We start from the raw sequence: 24,595 nt of genomic DNA, 5'->3' as shown, positions 1-24,595 counted from the left end.
CAAGGGACGCTTCGGCGTCCCTTCTTTCTTTGTTTCCCCCTCTGTAGTGCACTGCTTACCGTCTGATGTGCCCTGCATATTCAGGGACGAAACCGCGGCGCGCTCATGTCGTGGTGAGCCGCAGGCCCTGCGCCGGCGGCGATCTCCGGGCAGCGACGGGTAGAGTCCGGCGGCGTGCACCTCAAGGCCCTGACCCTCCGCGGGTTCAAATCCTTCGCCTCGGCGACGACGCTGCGCTTCGAGCCCGGCATCACGTGCGTCGTCGGGCCGAACGGCTCCGGCAAGTCCAATGTCGTGGACGCGCTGTCCTGGGTCATGGGCGAACAGGGGGCGAAATCCCTGCGCGGCGGGAAGATGGAGGACGTCATTTTCGCCGGGACGACCGGGCGGCCGCCGCTCGGCCGCGCGGAGGTCTCGCTCACGATCGACAATTCCGACGGCGCACTGCCCATCGAATACGCCGAAGTCACGATCACGCGGATCATGTTCCGCAACGGCGGCAGCGAATACCAGATCAACGGGGACACCTGCCGGCTGCTGGACATCCAGGAACTGCTCTCCGACTCGGGTATCGGGCGGGAGATGCACGTCATCGTCGGGCAGGGCCAGCTCGACTCCGTCCTGCACGCCGACCCCATGGGGCGCCGGGCGTTCATCGAGGAGGCCGCGGGCGTCCTCAAGCACCGCAAGCGCAAGGAGAAGGCGCTGCGGAAGCTCGACGCGATGCAGGCGAACCTCGCCCGTGTCCAGGACCTCACCGACGAACTGCGGCGGCAGCTCAAGCCGCTGGGGCGGCAGGCCGCCGTGGCGCGGCGGGCCGCGGTCATCCAGGCCGACCTGCGCGACGCGCGCCTGCGCCTCCTCGCCGACGACCTCGTGCGCATGCGCGAGGCGCTCAGGAGCGAGGTCGCCGACGAGGCCGCGCTCAAGGAGCGCAAAGAGGGTGCGGAGGCGAAGCTCAAGGCGGCCCTGGCCCGGGAGGCCGACCTGGAGGACGAGGTGCGCCGGCTGGCGCCGCGGCTGCAGCGGGCCCAGCAGACCTGGTACGAACTCTCGCAGCTGGCCGAGCGGGTGCGCGGCACGGTGTCCCTGGCCGAGGCCCGGGTGAAGAGCGCCACCTCGGTGCCCGCGGAGGAACGGCGCGGACGTGACCCCGAGGACATGGAGCGGGAAGCCGCGCGGATCCGCGAACAGGAGGCGGAGCTGGAGGCCGCGCTGGAGGCGGCGCAGCGCGCGCTGGAGGACACGGTCGCCCACCGCGCCGAACTGGAGCGCGAACTGGCGGTCGAAGAACGCCGGCTGAAGGACGTGGCCCGGGCGATCGCCGACCGCCGTGAAGGACTTGCCCGGCTGAACGGGCAGGTCAACGCCGCCCGTTCACGCGCCGCTTCGGCCCAGGCGGAGATCGACCGGCTGGCCGCCGCCCGTGACGAGGCGGGCGAACGGGCTGCCGCGGCCCAGGAGGAGTACGAGCAGCTCAGGGCGGAGGTCGACGGGCTGGAGGCGGACGACACCGCGCTCGCGGACCGGCACGACGCGGCGAGGCGTGAACTGTCCGAGGCGGAGGCGGCCCTGTCGGCCGCCCGGGAAGCGGCCACGGACGCCGAACGCAAGCGGGCCGCGGTCGCCGCACGCCACGAGGCCCTCGCGCAGGGGCTGCGTCGCAAGGACGGCACCGGCGCACTGCTGTCCGCCCGGGACCGGCTCTCCGGCCTGCTGGGCCCCGCCGCCGAACTGCTGACGGTCGCTCCCGGCCATGAACTCCCGGTCGCGGCGGCGCTCGGCGCTGCGGCCGACGCCGTCGCGGTCGCGGATCCCTCCACGGCGGCCGAGGCCATCCGGCTGCTCCGCAAGCAGGACGCGGGCCGTGCGTCCCTGCTGCTGTCCGTGCCGGGGCAGGCGGGCGCCCCCGCGGAGGGCCCGCCCACGGCCGGAATCCCCGCCCCCGCCCGGCCGCCCGCCGAGAACGTCCCGACGCCCGGGGTCCCCGCGCCCACCCCCGTGCCGCCCGCGGTCCCGGCCGGCGCGGCCGCACACGCACATCCCGGGGCAGTCCCCTCGCCGGCCGCCGACGGTGAAGGGGGGACGCGGCCGCCCCGCGTCCTCGACCTGGTGCGCGGGCCGGAGGAGCTGATGCCCGCCGTGGCGAGGCTCGTACGGGACATGGTGGTCGTGGGCACCCTGGATGACGCCGAGGACCTGGTCCGTGCGGAGCCGGGACTGGTCGCCGTCACCGCCGAGGGCGACGTCCTCGGCGCCCACTTCGCTCACGGGGGCTCCGCGGGCGCGCCCAGTTTCCTGGAGGTGCAGGCGTCGGTCGACGAGGCCGCTGCCGAGCTGGAGGAACTGGCCGTACGGTGCGACGAACTCGCCGCGGGGCAGCGCGAGGCCGGCGAGCGGCGTACGGCGTGCGCCGCCCTCGTCGAGGAGTTGGGCGAGCGGAGACGGGCGGCCGAGCGGGAGAAGGCCGGCGTCGCCCAGCAACTGGGCCGGCTGGCCGGTCAGGCCCGCGGCGCCGCCGGGGAGGCCGAGCGCACGGCGGCGGCCGCCGCGCGGGCTGAGGAGGCGCTCGAGAAGGCGCTGTACGAGGCCGAGGAGCTGGCGGAGAGGCTGGCCGTCGCGGAGGAGACCCCTGTCGAGGAGGAGCCGGACACCTCGGCCCGCGACCGGCTCGCCGCCGACGGCGCCAACGCCCGGCAGACCGAGATGGAGGCCAGGCTCCAGGTACGTACGCACGAGGAGCGGGTGAAGGGGCTCGCCGGGCGGGCCGATGCGCTGGACCGCGGCGCACGCGCCGAGCGCGAGGCCCGGGCGCGCGCCGAGCGGCGCCGTGCCAGGCTCCGCCACGAGGCCGCCGTCGCCGAGGCGGTGGCGAGGGGTGCCCGCCTGCTCCTGGCCCACGTCGAGGTGTCCGTCGTCCGGGCAGAGCGGGAGCGTGCCGCTGCCGAGGCGGCCAAGACGGAGCGCGAGCGTGAGCTCTCCGCCGCCCGAGCGGCGGGCCGGGACCTCAAGAGCGAGCTCGACAGACTCACCGACTCCGTGCACCGCGGCGAGGTCCTCGGGGCCGAGAAGCGGCTGCGCATCGAGCAGCTGGAGACCAGGGCGCTGGAGGAGCTGGGCGTCGAACCGGCCGGGCTGGTCGCCGAGTACGGTCCGGACCAGCTGGTGCCGCCGTCGCCGCCCGCCGAGGGGGAGGAGCTCCCCGAGGATCCCGGTCACCCGCGCAACCAGCCGCGGCCGTTCGTCCGCGCCGAGCAGGAGAAGCGGCTCAAGTCCGCCGAACGGGCGTACCAGCAACTCGGAAAGGTGAATCCGCTCGCTCTTGAGGAGTTCGCGGCCCTGGAGGAGCGGCACAAGTTCCTGTCCGAACAGCTCGAAGACCTGAAGAAGACCCGTGCCGATCTGCTCCAGGTGGTGAAGGAGGTCGACGAGCGCGTCGAGCAGGTGTTCACGGAGGCGTACCGGGACACCGCGCGTGAGTTCGAGGGCGTGTTCTCGCGGCTCTTCCCGGGGGGTGAGGGCCGGCTCATCCTGACCGATCCCGACAACATGCTCACCACGGGCGTGGACGTTGAGGCCCGGCCCCCGGGCAAGAAGGTCAAGCGGCTGTCCCTGCTCTCCGGCGGCGAGCGCTCGCTGACCGCCGTGGCGATGCTCGTGTCCATCTTCAAGGCCCGGCCCAGCCCGTTCTACGTGATGGACGAGGTCGAGGCAGCGCTCGACGACACCAACCTGCAGCGGCTGATCCGCATCATGCAGGAGCTCCAGGAGAGTTCCCAGCTGATCGTGATCACCCATCAGAAGCGGACCATGGAGGTCGCGGACGCGCTCTACGGCGTCTCCATGCAGGGTGACGGCGTCTCGAAGGTCATCAGCCAGCGGCTCCGCTGAGCCCTGCCGCCCGCCGGGAGCAGACGGGGCTCCGGCTTCCTCCCTCGAGCCGACGGTCGCCCCCATACCGATGCCGTTCGGCTCTCTGATCTTCAACATTTTTACACAAGTGTGCCCACTCATGGGGGTCCTGTGACTTCCTGGCGCGCTCTTGACTTCGAAACTTGAACGCATAGTCTCTGCAACGTTGCTTTTACCTTCAAGTGGTGGGCGGCGTTATGTTGTGCGCCACTGGAAGGGCTCGCCCCCCACCCCCGGCGCCGTCGCCGGGTGGCCCCAGGAGTAGACGTGACCAGCACACCGCAGGCGCAGGCGCCCGAAGGCCGCAAGGCCAGGCCGGAGCACCTCAGCCATGTCGTCTTCATCGCGGCGTCGGCCGCGATGGGAGGCTTCCTCTTCGGCTACGACAGCGCGGTGATCAACGGAGCCGTCGTGGCCATCCGCGACCGATTCGACGTGGGTTCCGAAGCGCTCGCCCAGGTCATCGCAGCCGCTCTCATCGGTTGTGCGATCGGCGCGGCCACCGCGGGCCGGATCGCCGACCGCATCGGCCGCATCCGGGTCATGCAGATCGCCGCCGTGCTGTTCGCGGCCAGCGCGGTCGGCTCCGCACTGCCGTTCGCCCTCTGGGACCTGGCCCTCTGGCGCATCGTCGGCGGCGTCGCCATCGGCATGGCATCCGTCATCGCCCCCGCCTACATCGCCGAGGTGTCGCCCTCCGCGTACCGTGGCCGTCTCGCCTCCTTCCAGCAGGCCGCCATCGTCACCGGAATCGCCGTTTCCCAGCTGGTCAACTGGACCATCCTGACCCTCGCCGACGGAGACCAGCGCGGTGACATGGCGGGGCTGGAGGCCTGGCAGTGGATGCTCGGCATCGAGGTCGTCCCAGCCGTGCTCTACGGACTGCTGTCCTTCGCCATCCCCGAGTCGCCCCGGTACCTGATCTCGATCGGCAGCTACCCGCAGGCGCGCGAGGTGCTCCGCGACGTCGAGGGCAAGGCCGTGGACCTGGACAAGCGGGTCGCCGAGATCGAGGAGAACATGCGCCACGAGCGCAAGCCCTCCTTCAAGGACCTGCTCGGCGGCAGGTTCCTCTTCCTGCCGATCGTCTGGATCGGCATCGGCCTGTCCCTCTTCCAGCAGCTCGTCGGCATCAACGTGATCTTCTACTACAGCTCGGCGCTGTGGCAGTCGGTCGGCGTCAACCCCGAGAGCTCGTTCTTCTACTCCTTCGAGACGTCCATCGTGAACATCATCGGTACGGTGATCGCGATGATCTTCGTCGACCGGATCGGCCGGAAGCCGCTCGCGCTCATCGGCTCCGGCGGCATGGCGATCTCGCTGGGGGTGGCCGCCTGGGCGTTCTCGTACAAGACCGAGGTGGGCGGCGAGGTCTCGCTGCCCGCCCTGCAGGGTACCGTCGCCCTCTTCGCCGCCAACTTCTTCGTGCTCTTCTTCGCCCTCTCGTGGGGCGTGGTGGTGTGGGTGCTGCTCGGCGAGATGTTCCCCGGCAAGATCCGCGCCGCCGCGCTGGGCGTCGCCGCCGCGGCCCAGTGGATCGCCAACTGGCTGATCACGGTGACGTTCCCGACCCTCTCGGACTGGAACCTCTCGGGCGCGTACGTCATCTACACGGTCTTCGCCGTGCTCTCGATCCCGTTCATCCTCAAATGGGTGCCCGAGACGAAGGGCAAGGCGTTGGAGGAGATGGGCTAAACCCCGCTGCCCCCTCCTCTCGGCCCCATGGCCATGGCACTGCCCCGGCTCAGCCCTTGAGCCGGGGCAGTACCCGTTCGCAGAACAGCTCGACGCTCCGCCGCCCCTCCTCCGGGGGCATCCCGCCGCAGAGCGGATGGAGCACCAGGCTCTCGGACCCGAGCCCCACGCACTCGTCCGGGGTCAGCACCCGGTAGACGCCCTCCGCACGCAGCTCGTCCACCGTCGTCGCCGACGACCGCACGGCGGAGCGGACGCCGGAGGACTGCCACGAGGCGTATGTCCGGGCCTCGTGCAGGAAGTGCCCGCCGTACTCGGCCCACGTCCGGTCCGGGTCCTCGGAGACGTGCAGCAGCGGCGTCTCGGCAGCCGGCATCATGCAGAACCCCTCGGTCCCGTACTCCTCGCGCATCCGGTGGTAGTACGCCTCCAGTTCGGGCAGATGGGCGCTCGGGAAGAACGGCAGCCCGAAGCGGGCGGCACGCCGGGCGGCCGCTCTCGACGAGCCGCCCACGAGCAGCAGCGGATGCGGCTGCGTGCCGGGCCGGGGAGTGACCCGCACCCGGCGGCCGCGATGGGTGAACACCTCGCCGGTCCACGCCGCCAGCAGGGTCTCCAGCAGTTCGTCCTGGAGGGTCCCGCGGCGATGCCAGTCCACACCGTGGGCCGCGTACTCCTCCGGCCGGTAGCCGATGCCCGCCACGGTGACCAGCCGCCCCCCGCTCAGCAGGTCCAGCACGGCGATGTCCTCGGCCAGCCGCAGCGGATCGTGCAGCGGGCCGATCACCGCCGAGACGGTCACCGCGATCCGGCGCGTCGCGCCGAACACGGCCCCGGCGAAGGCGAGGGGCGAGGGCAGCCAGTTGTCGGCGACGCCGTGGTGCTCCTCGGTCTGGACCGCGTCGACCCCGTGCTCGTCCGCGTGGGCCGCCAGCTCCAGGGCGACGCGGTACCGCGCCGCGAGGGAGCCGGGCGTCGCCGCGGGATCGACGAGGTTGAACCGCAGGACTGTGAAGGCCATGGCGAACGTCCCCCTCCGCCGGGGTGTGGGGGTGGCGAAGGGGGACGGTAGCTGACGTTGCGTCAGATGGGAACCGCCGTGCGCGCCGGCCCTTCCTCCGTGATTCCGGCCCGCTCGTCGGCGGCCGCCGGACCGGCCGTGCGCGGGAGCACCGCGTACAGCGCCCCCGCCACGACGACGGTCACCGCCCAGCCCAGTCCGTTCCTGCCGATCCAGGACCCGGCCAGCGGGCCGGCGAACCAGTCGACCTTGGTGAACAGCAGGCCCACCAGCAGGGCGGCGCCCCACGCCGTCATGGCCTGCCAGGCGAACCCGCCCCGGTACCAGTAGCCGCTGGTGCGGCCCGTGTCCATCAGCGCCACCGCGTCGTACGCGCGCCCGCGCAGCATGTCGGCGCCGAACACCCCGATCCACGCCGAGAAGGCGACGGCGAGCAGCGTCAGGAACGAGATGAACGAGCCGATGAAGCTCGTCGCCACCACCATCAGCAGGAAGCCGAACACCAGCGAGATGGCCGCGTTCACGCTGACGGCCCAGGTGCGCGGCACGCGGATGCCCAGGGTCTGGGCGGTGAAGCCCGCCGAGTACATCGACATCGAGTTGATGAGCAGCATGCCCACCAGCGCGATGAGCAGGTACGGCACCGAGATCCAGGCCGGGAGCAGCTCGCCGATGAACGACACCGGGTCCCGGGCGGAGGCCAGGTCCGGCGTCGCCACGGCCATCACCGCGCCCATCAGCACCATGGGCAGTACGACGATCCCGGCGCCGCCGATCGTCGAGCCGACCACGGCACGGCCGGAGGCGGTGCGCGGCAGGTACCGCGTGAAGTCCGGGCCCGAGGGAACCCAGCTGATCCCTCCGGCGGCGATGGTGCCGATGCCCGCGATCAGCATCGCCGTCGAACCGGCCGGCTTGGCCAGCACGGCCGACCAGTCGGTGTTGGCCACCAGATGGCCGAGGACCAGGACCGAGAACCCGCCGAACAGATACGTGGACCACTTGCTGCACACCCGCAGCGCGTTGATGCCGAGCCCGGAGACGAGGAACGTCACCGCGACGAAGAGGAGGAGGGTCACGACGATCAGCGCGGTGTTCGGCTCGATGCCGAAGAGCAGATCGAGCACCGTCAGCAGGGCGTAGGCGCCGGTCACCGCGTTGATGGTCTCCCAGCCCCAGCGGGCGACCCAGATGAGCGAGCCGGGGAAGAGGTTCCCGCGCTGGCCGAACACGGCGCGGGACAGCGCCATGCCGGGCGCGCCCCCGCGTTTGCCCGCGAGCGAGATGAGGCCGACGATGCCGTACGAGACGACCGGGGCCGTCAGGCCGACGACCAGCACCTGCCAGATGTTGAGCCCGTTGAAGACGACCAGGCCGGCGCCCATCGTCAGCAGCAGGACGCTGATGTTCGCGGCGACCCAGGTCGGGAGGAGTTCGCGGACGTGGCCGGTGCGTTCGCCGTCGGGCACGGGCTCGAGGCCACGGGTCTCTATCGCGCCTTCGGATTCGGAGGCGTGCGGCATGAAGAAGGCTCCGTACGGGATGATGGGGGGAGCCCGGGGACGTGGCCCCGGGCGGAGCGCCGACCGCGACCGGGCCGCGGGGGGCGTCGTCAGGCCGGAACGAACATCGTAACGTCTCCGGCAAAAGGTCCAAAAATGGGCGCGCTCCCTCGTGCGAAGCCCCGAGGGGACCGGACCCCGGCGCCCTTGGCCGATACTGGGTGGCGTTATGGAAATCGTCATCCTTGCTGTAGTCATCGCCCTGGTCGCGATCGGCGCGATCAGCGGGCTCGTGGTCAGCAGCCGCAGGAAGAAGCAGCTGCCGCCCTCGGCGCCGTCGAGCACGCCGACCATCACCGCTCCGCCAGCCGAGCCGCACGTCGGCGAGGAGGCGGAGACGCCGCGGGAAGAACCCCGCCGCACCATCGAGGAGGTCGACCTCCCGACCGCGGAGGAGGCCGTCGCCGAGCCCGCCGCGGTCGAGGATCCGGTCGTCGCCGAGCCCGAGGCTCCCGCGATCGAGATCCCCGAACCCACCGCGGGCCGTCTGGTACGGCTGCGCGCCCGTCTGGCCCGCTCCCAGAACACCCTGGGCAAGGGGCTGCTCACCCTCCTGTCCCGCGAGCACCTCGACGAGGAGACATGGGAGGAGATCGAGGACACCCTTCTCACCGCCGACGTCGGCGTCTCGGCCACGCAGGAGCTGGTCGACCACCTGCGCGAGCGGGTGAAGGTCCTCGGCACCCGCACCCCGGACGAGCTGAGGGGGCTGCTCCGCGAGGAACTGCTCCGGCTCATCGGTACGGACGTGGACCGTGCGGTGCAGACCGAGAGCGGCCTGGACACCCCGGGCGTCGTGATGGTCGTCGGCGTCAACGGCACCGGCAAGACCACGACCACCGGCAAGCTGGCCCGGGTGCTGGTCGCGGACGGGCGCAGCGTCGTCCTGGGCGCGGCGGACACGTTCCGTGCCGCCGCCGCCGACCAGCTGCAGACCTGGGGCGAGCGCGTCGGCGCCCGCACCGTGCGCGGGCCCGAGGGCGGTGACCCGGCCTCCATCGCCTACGACGCGGTCAAGGAGGGCATCGCCGAGGGTGCCGACGTCGTCCTCATCGACACGGCGGGCCGGCTGCACACCAAGACCGGGCTCATGGACGAGCTCGGCAAGGTCAAGCGCGTGGTCGAGAAGCACGGCCCGCTGGACGAGGTGCTGCTCGTCCTCGATGCCACGACCGGGCAGAACGGCCTGGTCCAGGCCCGCGTCTTCGCCGAGGTCGTCGACATCACCGGCATCGTCCTCACCAAACTCGACGGCACGGCCAAGGGCGGCATCGTCATCTCCGTGCAGCGCGAGCTCGGTGTGCCGGTCAAGCTGGTCGGCCTCGGGGAGGGCCCGGACGACCTGGCCCCCTTCGAACCCGAGGCCTTCGTCGACGCCCTGATCGGCGACTAGTAGGACTAGGTCCTAGCGCGGCCCTGCGGGCCGAGGGGAAGGACCGCAGGGCGCAGGATCGACCTCGTAGTGGGCCTGATCGGTTGATTCGGCCAACGCCGCGAGTCGCCGTGCCGGGCGACGTTCGCCCGACGCGGCACCCAGGCCGTGTCGCGCAGATCGCTCCGTCCGCCCCGCAGGGCGGGAGGGGCTATCGCGACACGCCCCAGCCGTCCCGGGGTCGCTCCGTCCGGCCCCTCCGCCGCGCCGCGTCCTCCGCGGCTCGGCGGACGCGCTCCGTGCGGCCTCCGCACGGGGCCGCCGCACCGGGTGCGGGGAGACGGGCGACGGGAGACACGCGGGATCCGGCGTGAACGGCCGGGACGCCTCGGCGGCGTTCAGAGGGCCGTCGAGCGGTGGCAGATGTAGGCGAGCGTCCCCAGGAGCAGCCGGGCCTGGGGCGGAGCCTCGGAGGAGCCGAGGGCCGGCGGTCGGAGCCAGCGGGACGGACCGAGGCCGGCGTGGTCGGAGGGCGGGGCCGTCACATGATGGCCCGCGCCGAGGCAGCGCAGGTCCAGGCCGGCGTCGTCCCAGCCCATCCGGTACAGCAGATGGGGCAGTTCGGGGGCGGCGCCCGGGGCCACGAAGAACTGGGCGCGGCCCGTCGGCGTCGCGGACACGGGCCCCAGGGGCACGCCCATCCGCTCGAGCCTCACCAGGGCGCGGCGGCCCGCCGCCTCGGAGACCTCCAGGACGTCGAACGTGCGGCCCACGGGGAGCAGTACCGAGGCGCCGGGCACCTCCGCCCAGGCCTTCGCCACCTCGTCGAGGGTCGCACCGGCCCGCACCTCGGGCACGAAGTCCAGGGGGTGCGCACCGGGGGCCGGGCAGCCGGGGTCCCCGCAGGAGCAGCGGCCCGCCGCTGCCCGCGCGCCCGGGGCCACGTCCCAGCCCCACAGTCCCGTGCACTCGGCCGCAGCCGTGCACTCCGTCGCGCGGCCGCGGCGCCGTGAGCCGGGCCGGATCTCCCGGACCCGGGAGCCGCCGATCGTGAAGCCCATGCCCCCTCCAACGGGTCGAACTCGCCGTGGTTACGAGAAGGAGTCTTGCGGTGACACTGCGTTGCCGTCGTCCCGGCTCGCCGGTGCGAAGTGTCGCTCGGGGTGGTGCGTCCGGTCTCGCGCGCCCCGGCGTACAACGCTCCGCCTGTTCCCGGCCGTCGTGTGTCAAGTGAATCGCGCCTGGCCGCAAGGCAGTTCATTCGAAGGGGTGGCGAATGGTGGCGTTTCTGGAATCGCCATGGCGAGACCGGTGATCGTAGGATTACTTTCGGTGCACGAAGCCCGGGGGGCGATGTCTCCGCGGGCATGCCGGGGGCACGTCGGTTTCCTGTTCGAAGGGGGGCGACCGCCGGACGCAGAGCCGTGCATCACGGCATTCTGCTAGGGGTTCGGACACCGTCCCGCCGGGCAGGGCATTCCGGCGGGACCACTCGGCACGACAGGCAAGGACAGTATGCGGATGGGGGCGTTACCTGTGAGCGGCGGCGCGGACGGCACGGGCGGCGGGAAGCGTCCGAACGAGCAACTGGGCTCGTGGTTCGTGCGCAGCGGCTGGTCGAAGGGCGAGCTCGCCCGCCAGGTCAACCGCCGGGCCCGGCAGATCGGTGCGCACCACATCAGCACCGACACCTCGCGCGTCCGCAGATGGCTCGACGGCGAGCAGCCGCGCGAGCCCATCCCGCGCATCCTCAGTGAACTGTTCTCGGAGCGGTTCGGCACCGTCGTCGCCATCGAGGACCTGGGGCTCCGCACGGCACACCAGTCACCCTCGGTGTCCGGTGTCGACCTCCCCTGGGCCGGCCCGCAGACCGTCTCGCTCCTCGGCGAGTTCTCCCGCAGCGACCTCATGCTGGCCCGCCGCGGATTCCTGGGGACGTCGCTGGCGCTCTCCGCGGGGCCGGCCCTGGTCGAGCCCATGCAGCGCTGGCTGGTGCCCACCCCGCCCACCGACACCGGGCCGGCGGACACCGCGAGCGTCCGCCGCCCCGCCCGGCTCTCCAAGCCGGAGCTGGACCTCCTCGAGTCCACGACGGCGATGTTCCGCCAGTGGGACGCCCAGTGCGGCGGCGGGCTGCGCCGCAAGGCCGTCGTCGGGCAACTGCACGAGGTGACGGAGCTGCTCCAGGAACCGCAGCCGGCGGCCACCTCCAGGAGGCTCTTCACCTGCGCCGCCGAACTGGCCGAGCTGGCCGGCTGGATGAGCTACGACGTAGGGCTGCAGCCCACCGCCCAGAAGTACTTCGTGCTCGCCCTCCACGCAGCCAAGGAGGCCGGGGACAAGCCCCTCGGCTCGTACATCCTCTCCTCCATGAGCCGCCAGATGATCCACCTGGGCCGGCCCGAGGACGCGCTGGAGCTCATCCACCTCGCGCAGTACGGCAGCCGTGACTGCGCGACCCCGCGTACACAGGCCATGCTGTATGCGATGGAGGCCCGCGCCTACGCCAACATGGGCCAGCCCAGCAAGACCAAGCGGGCCGTCCGGATGGCCGAGGACACCTTCGCCGACGCGCTCGAGGCCCCCGAGCCGGAGCCGGACTGGATCCGCTTCTTCTCCGAGGCCGAGCTCAACGGCGAGAACGCCCACTCGTACCGGGACCTCGCCTACGTAGCCGGCCGCAGCCCCATGTACGCCTCGCTCGCCGAGCCCGTCATGGAGCGCGCCGTGGAGCTCTTCGGTGAGGACGCCGAGCACCAGCGCTCGTATGCACTCAACCTCGTCGGCATGGCGACGGTGCATCTGCTGAAGAGGGAGCCCGAGCAGTCCACCAGACTCGCCGAGCAGGCACTGCACATCGCCAGGAGGGTGCGCTCGGAGCGGGTCAACACCCGGCTGCGCAAGACCGTCGACACGGCGGCCAGGGACTTCGGCGACGTCCCCGAGGTCGCCCACCTCACGGACCTCATCACCGCACAGCTGCCGGAGACCGCCGAGGCGGTCTGAGCAGCCCGTCACAGAACTCCGGCGCGACGGCCACCCCTACTGCCCGACACGGCTCCCCACGCCAGGTCAACCGGGTGACCGTCGCGCCGGTCGTGCCGCCCGGGAGGGTACGCCCGTGATGTTCCCGTGACCCTTCAGTTCATGGGCGTGTAACACGCCCGACCTCTTCGTCACTGCGGTGAAACATCGTGCGGCATCGGCGGAAACCGCGGCGCGCCAACCTCATGCCCCATAACGGGCCGACTCCCCAGGCAGCCGGATCCAGCCGGACCGGCCGCCGGTAGCCCAGGCTCCCGCCCCGCACAGGCCGCACGACGACGAGGAGACGCCGATGCCCCCAGGCATCACACTTGCCGCAGACGCCCCCGAGCTGTCTGCCGCCAACACCGGTTTCATGCTCATCTGCTCCGCGCTGGTGATGCTGATGACGCCCGGGCTGGCCTTCTTCTACGGAGGCATGGTCCGCGTCAAGAGCACGCTGAACATGCTGATGATGAGCTTCATCAGCCTCGGCATCGTCACCATCCTGTGGGTGCTCTACGGCTTCAGCCTCGCCTTCGGCACCGACTCCGGCTCCGTCATCGGCTGGTCGTCCGACTTCGTCGGTCTGAGCGGCATCGGGGTCGACCAGCTCTGGGACGGCTACACCATCCCGGTGTACGTCTTCGCCGTCTTCCAGCTGATGTTCGCGATCATCACGCCCGCCCTGATCAGCGGCGCCCTCGCCGACCGGGTCAAGTTCACCGCCTGGGCGCTGTTCATCGCACTGTGGGCCACCGTCGTCTACTTCCCGGTCGCGCACTGGGTCTGGGGCGCGGGCGGCTGGCTGTTCGAGATGGGCGTCATCGACTTCGCCGGCGGCACCGCGGTCCACATCAACGCCGGAGCCGCGGCCCTCGGCGTGATCCTCGTCATCGGCAAGCGCGTCGGCTTCAAGAAGGACCCGATGCGGCCGCACAGCCTGCCCCTGGTCATGCTGGGCGCCGCACTGCTGTGGTTCGGCTGGTTCGGCTTCAACGCCGGCTCGTGGCTCGGCAACGACGACGGCGTGGGCGCGGTCATGTTCGTCAACACCCAGGTCGCCACGGCCGCCGCGATGCTCGCCTGGCTCGGCTACGAGAAGATCCGCCACGGCTCCTTCACCACCCTCGGTGCCGCCTCCGGCGCGGTCGCGGGCCTCGTCGCCATCACCCCCTCCGGCGGATCCTGCTCCCCGCTCGGAGCCATCGCCATCGGTGCCGTCGCCGGTCTGCTCTGCGCCATGGCCGTCGGCCTGAAGTACAGGTTCGGCTACGACGACTCCCTGGACGTCGTCGGCGTCCACCTCGTCGGCGGTGTCGTCGGCTCGCTGCTCGTCGGCTTCTTCGCCACGGGAGGCGTCCAGTCCGACGCCAAGGGTCTCTTCTACGGCGGCGGGTTCGAGCAGCTCGGCAAGCAGGCCGTCGGTGTCTTCGCGGTCCTGGCCTACTCTCTGATCGTCTCCGCGATCCTCGCCTTCGTCCTCGACCGGACGATCGGCATGAGGGTCAGCGAGGACGACGAGATCTCGGGCATCGACCAGGTCGAGCACGCCGAGACCGCGTACGACTTCAGTGGGGCGGGCGGCGGCGCCGGCTCCCGCAAGACCGCCCCCGCACCCGCCGAGACCGTGGCAGCCGGACCGCAGAACAAGAAGGTGGACGCATGAAGCTCATCACCGCAGTCGTGAAGCCGCACCGGCTGGACGAGATCAAGGAGGCCCTGCAGGCCTTCGGCGTCCAGGGGCTCACGGTCACCGAGGCGAGCGGCTACGGACGGCAGCGCGGCCACACCGAGGTCTACCGGGGTGCCGAGTACACCGTCGACCTCGTCCCCAAGATCCGGATCGAGGTCCTGGTCGAGGACGACGACGCCGAGCAGCTGATCGACGTGGTCGTGAAGGCCGCCCGCACCGGGAAGATCGGTGACGGCAAGGTGTGGAGCGTACCGGTCGACACCGCGGTCCGCGTCCGGACCGGCGAACGCGGCCCGGACGCGCTGTAGACGGGAGTTCTGGGTGACGAGCATCGATCTGACCACGGAAACCGAGGGCTCGGGACCCAGCGGCTATGCGGCGGCCCGGCTGCGTCTCCTCCAGGAGGAGACGCGGCCCGGGCCGCCGCGCCGTGCCGCGCTGGCCCGGCTCACCGACGACTGGCTCGCGGCGCTGTTCGCCGCCGCCAAGGAGGACACCGGGGTGCGCGGCGCCGCCCTCGTCGCCGTCGGCGGCTACGGGCGCGGCGAGCTCTCGCCGCGCAGCGACCTGGACCTCCTGCTGCTGCACGACGGCGGCGCCGAACCGGGCGCGCTCGCCTCGCTCGCCGACCGGATCTGGTACCCGGTGTGGGATCTCGGGCTGGCGCTCGACCACTCGGTCCGGACCCCGGCCGAGGCCCGCCGTACCGCGGGCGAGGACATCAAGGTGCAGCTGGGGCTGCTCGACGCCCGCGCCGTCGCCGGTGACCTCCAGATGGTCGCCGGGCTGCGCACGGCCGTCCTCGCCGACTGGCGCAACCAGGCGCCGAAGCGGCTCCCCGAACTCGACGAGCTCTGCCGCGAACGCGCCGAACGCCAGGGCGAGCTGCAGTTCCTGCTGGAGCCCGATCTCAAGGAGGCCCGGGGCGGGCTGCGCGACGCCACCGCCCTGCGCGCCGTCGCCGCGTCCTGGCTGGCCGACGCGCCCCGCGAGGGCCTGGCCGAGGCCCGCCGCACCCTCCTCGACGCCCGCGACGCACTCCATCTCACCACCGGACGGGCCACCGACCGGCTCGCCCTCCAGGAGCAGGACCAGGTGGCGCAGGCACTCGGTCTGCTCGACGCCGACGCGCTGCTGCGCCAGGTGTACGAGGCCGCGCGGACCGTCTCGTACGCCGCCGACGTCACCTGGCGCGAGGTCAACCGGGTGCTCAAGGCCCGGTCCGCGCGCCCCCGGCTGCGGAACATCTGGGGCGGTCGCCGCCCCGAGACCGAGCGCACCCCTCTGGCCGAGGGCGTCGTCGAGATGGACGGCGAAGCCGTCATCGCCCGCTCCGCCAGGCCGGAGCGGGACCCGGTGCTGCCCCTGCGCGCGGCGGCGGCAGCGGCCCAGTCCGGTGTGCCGCTCTCCCTGCACGCCGTACGCCACCTGGCAGCCGCCACCAAGCCGCTCCCCGTTCCCTGGCCCGCCGAGGCACGGGAGGAACTCGTCACCCTGCTCGGCGCGGGCGAACCGACCGTCGCCGTGTGGGAGGCGCTGGAGGCCGAGGGCCTGATCACCCGGCTGCTGCCCGACTGGGAGCGGGTCCGCTGCCGGCCCCAGCGCAACCCCGTCCACACCTGGACCGTCGACCGCCACCTCGTGGAGGCCGCCGTCCGCGCCTCCGCGCTCACCCGCCGGGTCGGCCGCCCCGACCTGCTCCTCGTCGCGGCCCTGCTCCACGACATCGGCAAGGGCTGGCCCGGCGACCACTCGGTGGCCGGTGAGACCATCGCGCGCGACGTCGCCACCCGCATCGGCTTCGACAAGCAGGACGTGGCCGTGATCGCCGCCCTGGTGCGCCACCATCTGCTGCTCATCGAGACCGCCACCCGCCGTGATCTGGAGGACCCGGCGACCGTGCGGGCGGTCGCGGACGTCGTCGGCTCGCCCGGCACGCTGGAGCTGCTGCACGCCCTCACCGAGGCCGACGCCCTCGCGACCGGGCCGGCGGCCTGGTCGGCCTGGCGGGGATCACTCGTCGCCGACCTGGTCAAACGGGTCGCGGGCGTTCTCGCAGGGGAGAGCCCCGAGGAACCGGAGCCGGTCGCTCCGAGCGCCGAGCAGGAGCGGCTCGCCGTCGAGGCGCTGCGCACCGGCGGACCGGTGCTGGCCCTGCACGCCGCCCAGGCCGAGGGCCGGCAACCGGACGGCGAACCCGAGCCGGTCGGCGTCGAGCTCCTCATCGCCGTGCCCGACCAGCCCGCCGTACTGCCCGCCGTCGCGGGCGTGCTCGCCCTGCACCGGCTCACCGTCCGCGCCGCCGACCTGCGCGCCGTCGAGCTCCCCCACGAGGTGGGCCCGGGGACCGTCCTGATGCTGAACTGGCGGGTCGCCGCGGCCTACGGTTCGCTCCCGCAGGCCGCCCGGCTGCGCTCCGATCTCGTGCGGGCCCTCGACGGATCCCTGGACGTCACCGCCCGGCTCGCCGAGCGGGACGCCGCGTATCCGCGCCGGCGCGGGGTGAAGGCCCCGCCGCCGAGGGTCACGGTCGCCCCGGCGGCCTCCCGACTGGCCACGGTCATCGAGGTGCGCGCGCAGGACGCCCCGGGGCTGCTGCACCGGATCGGCCACGCCCTGGAGTCGGCGGCGGTCAGCGTGCGCAGCGCACGGGTCTCGACCCTCGGCGCGAACGCGGTGGACGCGTTCTACGTCACAGGTCCCGGAGGAGCCCCGCTGCCGCCCGAGGAGGCCGTGGACGTCGCGCGGACGCTGGAGGCCGCGCTGCGGACCGTGTGAACGCCCCGGACCCGGGCGAGGGATCCGTCCGGCCGCGTGCCCGGGGGCAGACCCCATCCCACGCGGCCGGATACCCTTGGGTGACATCTGTCCGCCCGCCCCCGAGACCTGAGGATCCGCGACCACCGTGTTCGACACCCTCTCCGACCGCCTTGCAGCGACATTCAAGAACCTCCGGGGCAAGGGCCGCCTGTCCGAGGCCGACATCGACGCCACGGCACGTGAGATCCGCATCGCGCTGCTCGAGGCCGATGTGGCGCTGCCGGTCGTGCGCGCCTTCATCAAGCAGGTCAAGGAGCGCGCCCTCGGCGCCGAGGTGTCCCAGGCGCTGAACCCCGCCCAGCAGGTCATCAAGATCGTCAACGAGGAGCTCATCGGCATCCTCGGCGGCGAGACCCGCCGGCTGCGCTTCGCCAAGCAGCCGCCCACCGTGATCATGCTGGCGGGTCTCCAGGGTGCCGGTAAGACCACCCTGGCCGGCAAGCTCGGTCTCTGGCTCAAGGGCCAGGGCCACTCCCCGCTGCTCGTCGCCTGCGACCTGCAGCGCCCCAACGCCGTGAACCAGCTGGCCGTCGTCGCCGAGCGCGCCGGCGTGGGCGTCTTCGCGCCCCAGCCCGGCAACGGCGTGGGCGACCCGGTCCAGGTCGCCAAGGAGTCGATCGAGTACGCGAAGTCGAAGGTGCACGACATCGTCATCGTCGACACCGCCGGCCGGCTCGGTATCGATCAGGAGATGATGCAGCAGGCCGCGGACATCCGTGACGCGGTCGGCCCCGACGAGGTCCTCTTCGTCGTCGACGCGATGATCGGCCAGGACGCGGTCAACACCGCGGAGGCCTTCCGCGACGGCGTCGGCTTCGACGGCGTGGTGCTGTCCAAGCTGGACGGCGACGCCCGCGGTGGTGCCGCGCTCTCCATCGCGCACGTCACCGGCAAGCAGATCATGTTCGCCTCGAACGGCGAGAAGCTGGACGAGTTCGACGCGTTCCACCCGGACCGCATGGCGTCCCGCATCCTCGGCATGGGCGACATGCTCTCGCTGATCGAGAAGGCCGAGCAGACCTTCAGCCAGGCCGAGGCCGAGAAGATGGCGGCCAAGCTGGCGAAGGGCCCCAAGGAGTTCACGCTCGACGACTTCCTGGCGCAGATGGAGCAGGTCAGGAAGATGGGCTCCATCTCCAAGCTGCTCGGGATGCTGCCGGGCATGGGCCAGATCAAGGACCAGATCAACAACATCGACGAGCGCGACGTCGACCGTACGGCGGCGATCATCAAGTCGATGACGCCCGGCGAGCGCACCGACCCGACGATCATCAACGGCTCGCGCCGGGCCCGCATCGCCCGCGGTTCCGGTGTGGACGTCAGCGCCGTGAAGAACCTGGTGGAGCGGTTCTTCGAGGCCCGCAAGATGATGTCGCGCATGGCCCAGGGCGGCGGCATGCCGGGGATGCCCGGCATCCCCGGCATGGGCGGCGGACCGGGCCGTCAGAAGAAGAAGCAGAAGCAGGCCAAGGGCAAGCAGCGTTCCGGCAACCCGATGAAGCGCAAGGCCGAGGAGCAGGCCGCCCAGGCCCGCCGCGAACAGGCCGGCCAGGGGAGCCCGTTCGGGCTGCCTGCGGGTGGCCAGGGCGCCCAGGACTTCGAGCTCCCCGAGGAGTTCAAGAAGTTCATGGGCTGACGTCCGGGAAGTCCATGGACCGGCGGGCCCGCCGCGAGCACGGGCGAGGGCCCCGCGATCACCCGATCGCGGGGCCCTCGCCCGTGCCGGGCCCTTCGGCTGCCCGGTCGCTCACACCGCCCGGGCTCCGCTCCGGGTGGCAGCCCGGGCGGTTCTGTGCGGTCATGGGCAGAGATCTGGAGCAGCCGAGGGACCGGAGGGCAGGCCGTGGCCAATGCCGTACCCCCGCGCGATCGCACCGACCAGCCCTGGCGATCGGAGGGGGCACCGCCACCCACGCCGCCGCGCAAGAAGCCGCCCGGTGGCTGGATCGGGCTCGTGGCGACCGCCGTGGTCCTCTTCCTCGTCGCCTACGGGATCCTGTCGTACTTCGCCAAGGGCGACGAGCCGACGATCTCGTACACCGAGTTCAGCAGGCAGGTCGAGGCCGGCAACGTCACCAAGATCTATGCCAAGGGCGACACCATCGAGGGCGAGCTGAGGACCGGGCAGCCGATCCCCGGCGGCGGGGGCGACTACACCACCTTCCGGACCCAGCGGCCCGAGTTCGCGGAGGACGACCTCTGGCAGCAGCTGAGCCAGAAGGGCGTGACCGTCACGGCCGAACCGGTCGTCGTCCAGCGCAGCCTGCTGACCAATCTGCTGCTCTCCCTCGCGCCGATCGTGATCCTCGTGCTGCTCTGGGTGGCCCTCGCGAGACGCCTGGGGCCACGCCTCGGCGGTCCCCTGGGTCGCAAGGCGCCGCCCCGCCCCGTGGAGCTGGAACCCCACAGACGCACCACCTTCGCCGACGTGGCGGGGATCGACGAGGTCCAGGGCGAGCTCGACGACGTCGTCGACTTCCTCAAGAACCCCCAGGTCTACCGGGCCATGGGCGCACGGATGCCCGGCGGCGTGCTGCTCGCCGGCCCGCCCGGCACCGGAAAGACGCTGCTCGCGCGGGCCGTGGCGGGCGAGGCCGGGGTGCCGTTCTTCTCCGCGTCCGCGTCGGAGTTCATCGAGATGATCGTGGGCGTCGGGGCCTCCCGCGTCCGCGAGCTCTTCGCCGAGGCCCGCAAGGTCGCCCCGGCCATCGTCTTCATCGACGAGATCGACACCATCGGGCGGGTGCGCGGCGGCGGCGCGAGCATCGGCGGCCACGACGAGCGCGAGCAGACCCTCAACCAGATCCTGACCGAGATGGACGGCTTCACGGGCTCGGAGGGCGTCGTCGTCATCGCCGCCACCAACCGTGCAGACGTCCTCGACCCGGCCCTCACCCGGCCCGGCCGCTTCGACCGGATCGTGCACGTCAGCCCGCCCGACCGGGCGGGCCGGGAGGCCATCCTCAGGATCCACACCCGGGACATCCCACTGGCGCCGAGCGTCGATCTGGCGCAGGTGTCCCGTACGACACCGGGCATGACGGGTGCCGAACTGGCCAACCTCGCCAACGAGGCCGCGCTGCTCGCGGTCAAACGGCGGCAGGGCCGGGTGACCCAGCGCGACCTCTCGGACGCGCTGGAGAAGGTCCAGCTCGGCGCGGAGCGCGCGCTCGTGATGCCCGAGGGCGAACGCCGCAGGACGGCGTACCACGAGAGCGGCCACGCCCTGCTCGGCATGCTCCAGCCGGGTGCCGACCCGGTCCGCAAGGTCACGATCGTCCCGCGCGGCCGGGCGCTCGGCGTCACGCTCTCCACCCCGGATGCGGACAAGTACGCGTACACCGAGGAGTACCTGCGCGGAAGGATCATCGGGGCGCTCGGCGGCATGGCGGCGGAGCACGTCGTCTTCGGGATCATCACCACCGGATCGGAGAACGATCTGGAGCAGGTCACCCGGCTGGTCAGGGGCATGGTCGGACGCTGGGGCATGAGCGAGCGCGTCGGCCGCTTCACCGCCGTGTCGGGGGACGGGCAGGAGCCGTACGGGCTCACCGCCGCCCCGGCGACGCTGGACGCGGTCGACCACGAGATGCGCCGGATCGCCGAGGAATGCTACGAGAGCGCCTGCCGGCAGCTCCGCGAGAACCGCGACCGGCTGGACGCGCTGGCCGAGGCACTCCTCGCCAGCGAGACGCTGGACGAGGAGGAGGCGTACCGGGCCGCCGGCATCCCCCGGCTCAAGAAGGACACGAACGGCCACTGAGTCGCCGGGGCGCGGACGCAAGCGCCCGGGGCCCGCCGGGGGCTCGGGGCGATCGGGCTCCAGCCGCCCTCGCGGCACCCGCGGCCGGGGCCCGCGGTGCGGGTGCGGCAGGGGATCGCGCGCGGAGACGCGGTCCCGGTACGCCAGGCCCGCGCGCCCCGCACGCCTCGCACGTTCACGGCGCGGGAGGCCCGCGCCCGCGTTCTCCGGCGCGGGACCCGGCGCCGGTGCACGCAGGGCACGAGCCCGGGTGCCTCGCGGGCCCCCGCGCCGCCGGTCCTTCACCTCACGGCGTACGCGCTATCAGGTACCGGAAGACGTTCGGCATCCACACCGTCCCGTCGGCCCGCACATGCGGATGGAGCGCCTCCTTGACCTCCTTCTCCACCTGCGCCGGGTCCGTCGCCCGTACCGCCGCGTCGAACAGGCCGGTCGACATCAGGCCGCGCACGGCGCTGTCCAGGTCCGCGTAGCCGAAGGGGCACGACACCCGGCCCGAGCCGTCCGGACGTATCCCCGCCCTGGTCGCCACGTCCTCCAGGTCGTCCCGGAGCGTCTGCCGCCAGCCCCCGTCCGCGCGCAGTCGTTCGGTGAGCCTGCTCGCCACTCTCAGCACCGCCGAGGTGGCGCACCGCTCGGGCGGGCCCCAACCCGCCAGCACCACGGGGCTGCCGCGCTCAGCGAGCGGAACTACTGCTTCCAGCGCCGGAACCAATCCGTCGGAGTCGCCGGCCGTACACCCGATCGGCTGAAAAACCGTGATCATGTTGAACCGGGGGCGCCGGGGATCGGCGGCTTCCTCCGGCCCGCCCTCGACCAGCCGTGCCCACGGTGCGTCGCCGGATCCGCGGCGCTCCGGCGCGGGAGCGAGCCGCTCGCGCGCCAGCGCCATCCTCGCCCGGTCCGTGTCGACGCCGGTGACGCTCGCGCCGCGCGTCGCGGCCATCAGCAGGGCAAGGCCCGAGCCGCAGCCGAGGCCCAGTACACGAGTGCCGGCCCCGACCTCCAGATGCTCGTACACCGCCTCGTAGAGCGGCACCAGCATCCGTTCCTGGATCTCGGCCCAGTCACGGGCGCGTTTCCCGGCGTCCGCCGGGAGCACTGAGGACGTACGAGGGTGGTGCGGGACGAGCGTAGGTGTCATCGAAAAGCGCCCCAATCCGCCAAGAGGTCAGCCTTGCCCTGCTGGACAGCCCCCGTGTCGTATCGCTCGCGCCCCCCGTATGCCAGGGAACTGCGCTTCGCTCGGTACGTCCAGAGGTCGCACCGCAATGTCTCGGACGTCCCGGTCGTGCGCCCCCGCGCCCGGGACCGTTCCGCATCCAGAGTGCAGCCCGCCTGCGATTCCCGCCATGGCAGGACCGCCCGTCCTTCCACCACCGGCGGAGGACTCCCCCACCGGTGACAGGACTGATCGACAAGGCCGAGGCCGCGGACAACGGCCCGTGCACGGCGGATGGTGATGGACGTTCTCGGATGACCCCGACAACGCCGCGTGGGGGCACCTCCCGTGCCCGAAGGTCTGCGGGGGAGTGCGTGCCGGGCGTCGCGGGCCGGGAGGGATCTTCGCGACACGCCCCACGGCCACGGGCACCGGGAGCGGGTGCGGCAGGAGGCGGACCCCCGGACCACGGCGGGCCGGGGTGTGCAACGCGTACCCGCCCCGGTTCGTCCCGCGGTCGCACACGGCGAGGGCGGCCGGGGCCGCACCGCGAACCGGCCGGTGCCCGTGCGGTGCCGGCGGGGCGCGGACGGGTCGGTGCCCGGGTCCGAAGGTGCTCCCGGTACGCTCGCGATCGTCGCACGCGCCTCCTGGGGCGCACGCGCCCACCGAAGGGGCCGGGTGCCGAGCCCTCGGGAACGCCGCGGACCGTGCGCAGGCCCGCCCGGCGGTCCCGGGTGCCGCGCCACTCGCGGGCGCTCCGGCGCACGGTCCCGGCGCGCGGGCCGGGGTCGCGCATCGGCTCGCCCGGTGTAGGCATTGCGGCGTGGACGCGGGAGTACGTACCAGCTTGTTGTGAGCTGCGAGGCTTCTCCGCAGATCAGCGCACCCGCCCTCGTCAGGACGCATCAACGGCAACTGACGGGTACGTGCAAATTATTTGGGATGCCCCGGAATGGAACCCGGGGGACGTCCTGCTCGTTGTCACGACGTGAGCACGACACCACCTGTTCTCGCCGCAGAGCTGGCACAGGCGTGGGCCGACATTCAGCGGCACCACCCCGAGCTGCCCGATCTTGCCGCGCCAGAGTCACTGATCGGAGAGTCGTCGTCGGCCTGCGGGCACGAACTCTCCTTCGAGCGACTGCTCCACGAGGCAGTCCACGGCATTGCCGCCGCCCGGGGCGTCCGCGACACCTCGCGCGCCGGCCGCTACCACAACCGCCGGTTCCTGGCGATCGCCGAGGAGATGGGCCTGGACCACCCGGAGGAGCCGCACCCCAGCAGCGGCTTCTCGCTGGTCGTCCTCACCCCCGAGGCGAAGCGGCGGTACCGGCCGACCATCGAGCGGCTGCAGCGCGCCCTCGCCGCGCACACGGTCGCCACGGCATCCGACACCAAGCGGACCTTCCGCGGTCCGGCGGCCCGCCACGGCTCGTCCGGCGGCGGCGTCCGGGTCAAAGCGGTCTGCGACTGCGGGAGAAACGTCCGGGTGGTCCCCTCGGTCCTCGCCCAGGCGCCGATCGTCTGCGGAGGCTGCGGCAAGCCGTTCCGCATCCCCGAAGCGGTGGCGGCGGCGAGCTGAGCGGGACACCGCACACGGCCGCACTCCGGGAGTGAGCGGCCGGCCCGACCCGGGGTCCACGGCCTCGGGTCAGCCGGCCGGGATCCGTGTGGCACAATGTCTAGCTGTACTCGACAGTCGCACAGGACCCCTCTCTCCTCCGGCTGACGCGTCCATCGGGCCATCGGGTACCGCAACCCCACGCGGCATCTCGTTGTGCCCAACCACGTCAAAACCAGGAGATCCCACTCCCGTGGCAGTCAAGATCAAGCTGAAGCGTCTGGGCAAGATCCGTTCGCCTCACTACCGCATCGTCGTCGCCGACTCCCGTACCCGCCGTGACGGCCGGGCCATCGAGGAGATCGGTCTGTACCACCCGACGTACAACCCGTCCCGCATCGAGGTCGACTCGGAGCGTGCCCAGTACTGGCTGTCCGTCGGCGCCCAGCCGACCGAGCCGGTTCTCGCGATCCTGAAGCTCACCGGCGACTGGCAGAAGCACAAGGGCCTGCCCGCCCCGGAGAAGCCGCTCCTCGCCCCGGCCACGAAGGAAGAGAAGCGCCGCTCCTTCGACGAGTTCGCCAAGGCTCTCGAGGGCGAAGAGGGCAAGGGTGAGGCCATCACCCAGAAGTCGAAGAAGACCGAGAAGAAGGCGGACGAGGCTGAGGCTCCCGCCGAGTCCACCGAGGCCTGAGCATGCTCGAGGAGGCTCTCGAGCACCTCGTGAAGGGCATCGTCGACAACCCCGAGGACGTGCAGGTCGCCTCACGCAATCTGCGTCGCGGCCGGGTGCTCGAGGTCCGGGTCCACCCCGACGATCTCGGTAAGGTGATCGGCCGCAACGGCCGCACCGCGCGCGCCCTGCGCACCGTCGTGGGCGCCATCGGCGGCCGTGGTATCCGTGTCGACCTCGTCGACGTGGACCAGGTCCGCTGAGCAGTTGATCACCGGCGCGGGCCGGGGAGGGCCTACCGGCCCGCCCCGGCCCGTCGTCGTACGACAGG

16 protein-coding genes are annotated in these 24,595 nt (G+C 72.2%); 12 read left to right on the top strand and 4 right to left on the bottom strand.

Features of this window, described 5'->3' with window-relative positions:
- Window positions 1-174 precede the first annotated feature (174 nt).
- Both O7595_RS08840 and O7595_RS08835 read left to right on the top strand, forming a co-directional pair.
- Entirely contained in the window at window positions 175-3,891 is a 3,717-nt protein-coding gene (locus tag O7595_RS08840) for a chromosome segregation SMC family protein (RefSeq protein ID WP_269728177.1), read from the top strand.
- A gap of 288 nt (window positions 3,892-4,179) precedes the next feature.
- Window positions 4,180-5,607, top strand: a complete 1,428-nt coding sequence (locus tag O7595_RS08835; protein WP_269728176.1) for a sugar porter family MFS transporter — start codon at window positions 4,180-4,182, stop codon at window positions 5,605-5,607.
- Window positions 5,608-5,656: 49 nt separating this feature from the next.
- Here the strand turns inward: O7595_RS08835 and O7595_RS08830 are convergent, their stop codons facing one another.
- Together O7595_RS08830 and O7595_RS08825 are read right to left on the bottom strand one after the other, a co-directional pair.
- Window positions 5,657-6,628 (bottom strand): LLM class flavin-dependent oxidoreductase, encoded by a 972-nt coding sequence (locus O7595_RS08830; RefSeq protein ID WP_269728175.1) that lies wholly within the window; start codon window positions 6,626-6,628, stop codon window positions 5,657-5,659.
- A gap of 62 nt (window positions 6,629-6,690) precedes the next feature.
- The gene (locus O7595_RS08825) at window positions 6,691-8,151 is read right to left on the bottom strand and encodes a cytosine permease (RefSeq protein ID WP_269728174.1); all 1,461 of its coding nucleotides are present in this window, start codon (window positions 8,149-8,151) and stop codon (window positions 6,691-6,693) included.
- A 208-nt stretch (window positions 8,152-8,359) separates the two neighbouring features.
- On the opposite strand from O7595_RS08825, the gene ftsY reads away from it, so the two are divergent.
- Window positions 8,360-9,583: a signal recognition particle-docking protein FtsY gene (gene ftsY / locus O7595_RS08820; protein ID WP_269728173.1), complete on the top strand. Its 1,224-nt coding sequence runs from the start codon at window positions 8,360-8,362 to the stop codon at window positions 9,581-9,583.
- Window positions 9,584-9,960: 377 nt separating this feature from the next.
- On the opposite strand, the gene O7595_RS08815 is transcribed toward ftsY, so the two are convergent.
- The gene (locus O7595_RS08815; protein ID WP_269728172.1) at window positions 9,961-10,623 is read right to left on the bottom strand and encodes a bifunctional DNA primase/polymerase; all 663 of its coding nucleotides are present in this window, start codon (window positions 10,621-10,623) and stop codon (window positions 9,961-9,963) included.
- A gap of 475 nt (window positions 10,624-11,098) precedes the next feature.
- Here O7595_RS08815 and nsdA point away from each other — a divergent pair, with 475 nt between their 5' ends.
- From nsdA to ftsH, 6 genes are all read left to right on the top strand, one after another.
- On the top strand, window positions 11,099-12,568 hold the full coding sequence (gene nsdA / locus O7595_RS08810; protein ID WP_269732423.1) for a transcriptional repressor NsdA: 1,470 nt from the start codon (window positions 11,099-11,101) through the stop codon (window positions 12,566-12,568).
- A 331-nt stretch (window positions 12,569-12,899) separates the two neighbouring features.
- Window positions 12,900-14,255 (top strand): ammonium transporter, encoded by a 1,356-nt coding sequence (locus O7595_RS08805; protein WP_269728171.1) that lies wholly within the window; start codon window positions 12,900-12,902, stop codon window positions 14,253-14,255.
- Window positions 14,252-14,590 carry a P-II family nitrogen regulator gene (locus O7595_RS08800; RefSeq protein ID WP_084904268.1) on the top strand — a complete coding sequence of 113 codons (339 nt, stop codon included), beginning with the start codon at window positions 14,252-14,254 and terminating at the stop codon, window positions 14,588-14,590. The genes O7595_RS08805 and O7595_RS08800 overlap by 4 nt, the downstream gene beginning before the upstream one ends.
- Before the next feature lie 13 nt (window positions 14,591-14,603).
- Window positions 14,604-17,060 (top strand): [protein-PII] uridylyltransferase, encoded by a 2,457-nt coding sequence (locus O7595_RS08795; protein ID WP_269728170.1) that lies wholly within the window; start codon window positions 14,604-14,606, stop codon window positions 17,058-17,060.
- 127 nt (window positions 17,061-17,187) lie between these two features.
- Window positions 17,188-18,738 carry a signal recognition particle protein gene (gene ffh / locus O7595_RS08790; RefSeq protein ID WP_269728169.1) on the top strand — a complete coding sequence of 517 codons (1,551 nt, stop codon included), beginning with the start codon at window positions 17,188-17,190 and terminating at the stop codon, window positions 18,736-18,738.
- Between the two features lie 207 nt (window positions 18,739-18,945).
- Window positions 18,946-20,865: an ATP-dependent zinc metalloprotease FtsH gene (gene ftsH, locus O7595_RS08785; RefSeq protein WP_269728168.1), complete on the top strand. Its 1,920-nt coding sequence runs from the start codon at window positions 18,946-18,948 to the stop codon at window positions 20,863-20,865.
- Window positions 20,866-21,151: 286 nt separating this feature from the next.
- Here ftsH and O7595_RS08780 read toward each other — a convergent pair whose 3' ends face one another.
- Window positions 21,152-22,009 (bottom strand): methyltransferase domain-containing protein, encoded by an 858-nt coding sequence (locus tag O7595_RS08780; protein WP_269728167.1) that lies wholly within the window; start codon window positions 22,007-22,009, stop codon window positions 21,152-21,154.
- Between the two features lie 973 nt (window positions 22,010-22,982).
- Here O7595_RS08780 and O7595_RS08775 point away from each other — a divergent pair.
- The 3 genes from O7595_RS08775 (at window position 22,983) to O7595_RS08765 (ending at window position 24,527) form a co-directional block, all read left to right on the top strand.
- Complete coding sequence (locus tag O7595_RS08775) at window positions 22,983-23,612, top strand: hypothetical protein (protein WP_269728166.1); 630 nt, start codon at window positions 22,983-22,985, stop codon at window positions 23,610-23,612.
- A 232-nt stretch (window positions 23,613-23,844) separates the two neighbouring features.
- Window positions 23,845-24,285 carry a 30S ribosomal protein S16 gene (gene rpsP, locus O7595_RS08770; RefSeq protein ID WP_018891857.1) on the top strand — a complete coding sequence of 147 codons (441 nt, stop codon included), beginning with the start codon at window positions 23,845-23,847 and terminating at the stop codon, window positions 24,283-24,285.
- A gap of 2 nt (window positions 24,286-24,287) precedes the next feature.
- Complete coding sequence (locus tag O7595_RS08765; protein ID WP_017947632.1) at window positions 24,288-24,527, top strand: RNA-binding protein; 240 nt, start codon at window positions 24,288-24,290, stop codon at window positions 24,525-24,527.
- The last annotated feature ends 68 nt before the right edge of the window (window positions 24,528-24,595 follow it).

This window comes from Streptomyces sp. WMMC940, assembly GCF_027460265.1.
Taxonomy (GTDB): Bacteria; Actinomycetota; Actinomycetes; order Streptomycetales; family Streptomycetaceae; genus Streptomyces.
Note: the sequence above shows the minus strand (reverse complement) of the source record. Positions and strands in the feature narration are given on the sequence as shown.

Excerpts from the sequence above, each read along its gene's own strand:
- O7595_RS08765 (WP_017947632.1), top strand. The coding sequence starts at position 24,288 with ATGCTCGAGGAGGCTCTCGAGCACCTCGTGAAGGGCATCGTCGACAAC.
- O7595_RS08815 (WP_269728172.1), bottom strand. The coding sequence starts at position 10,623 with ATGGGCTTCACGATCGGCGGCTCCCGGGTCCGGGAGATCCGGCCCGGC.
- ftsY (WP_269728173.1), top strand. The coding sequence starts at position 8,360 with ATGGAAATCGTCATCCTTGCTGTAGTCATCGCCCTGGTCGCGATCGGC.
- O7595_RS08800 (WP_084904268.1), top strand. The coding sequence starts at position 14,252 with ATGAAGCTCATCACCGCAGTCGTGAAGCCGCACCGGCTGGACGAGATC.
- O7595_RS08830 (WP_269728175.1), bottom strand. The coding sequence starts at position 6,628 with ATGGCCTTCACAGTCCTGCGGTTCAACCTCGTCGATCCCGCGGCGACG.
- O7595_RS08825 (WP_269728174.1), bottom strand. The coding sequence starts at position 8,151 with ATGCCGCACGCCTCCGAATCCGAAGGCGCGATAGAGACCCGTGGCCTC.
- O7595_RS08775 (WP_269728166.1), top strand. The coding sequence starts at position 22,983 with ATGGAACCCGGGGGACGTCCTGCTCGTTGTCACGACGTGAGCACGACA.
- O7595_RS08780 (WP_269728167.1), bottom strand. The coding sequence starts at position 22,009 with ATGACACCTACGCTCGTCCCGCACCACCCTCGTACGTCCTCAGTGCTC.
- O7595_RS08805 (WP_269728171.1), top strand. The coding sequence starts at position 12,900 with ATGCCCCCAGGCATCACACTTGCCGCAGACGCCCCCGAGCTGTCTGCC.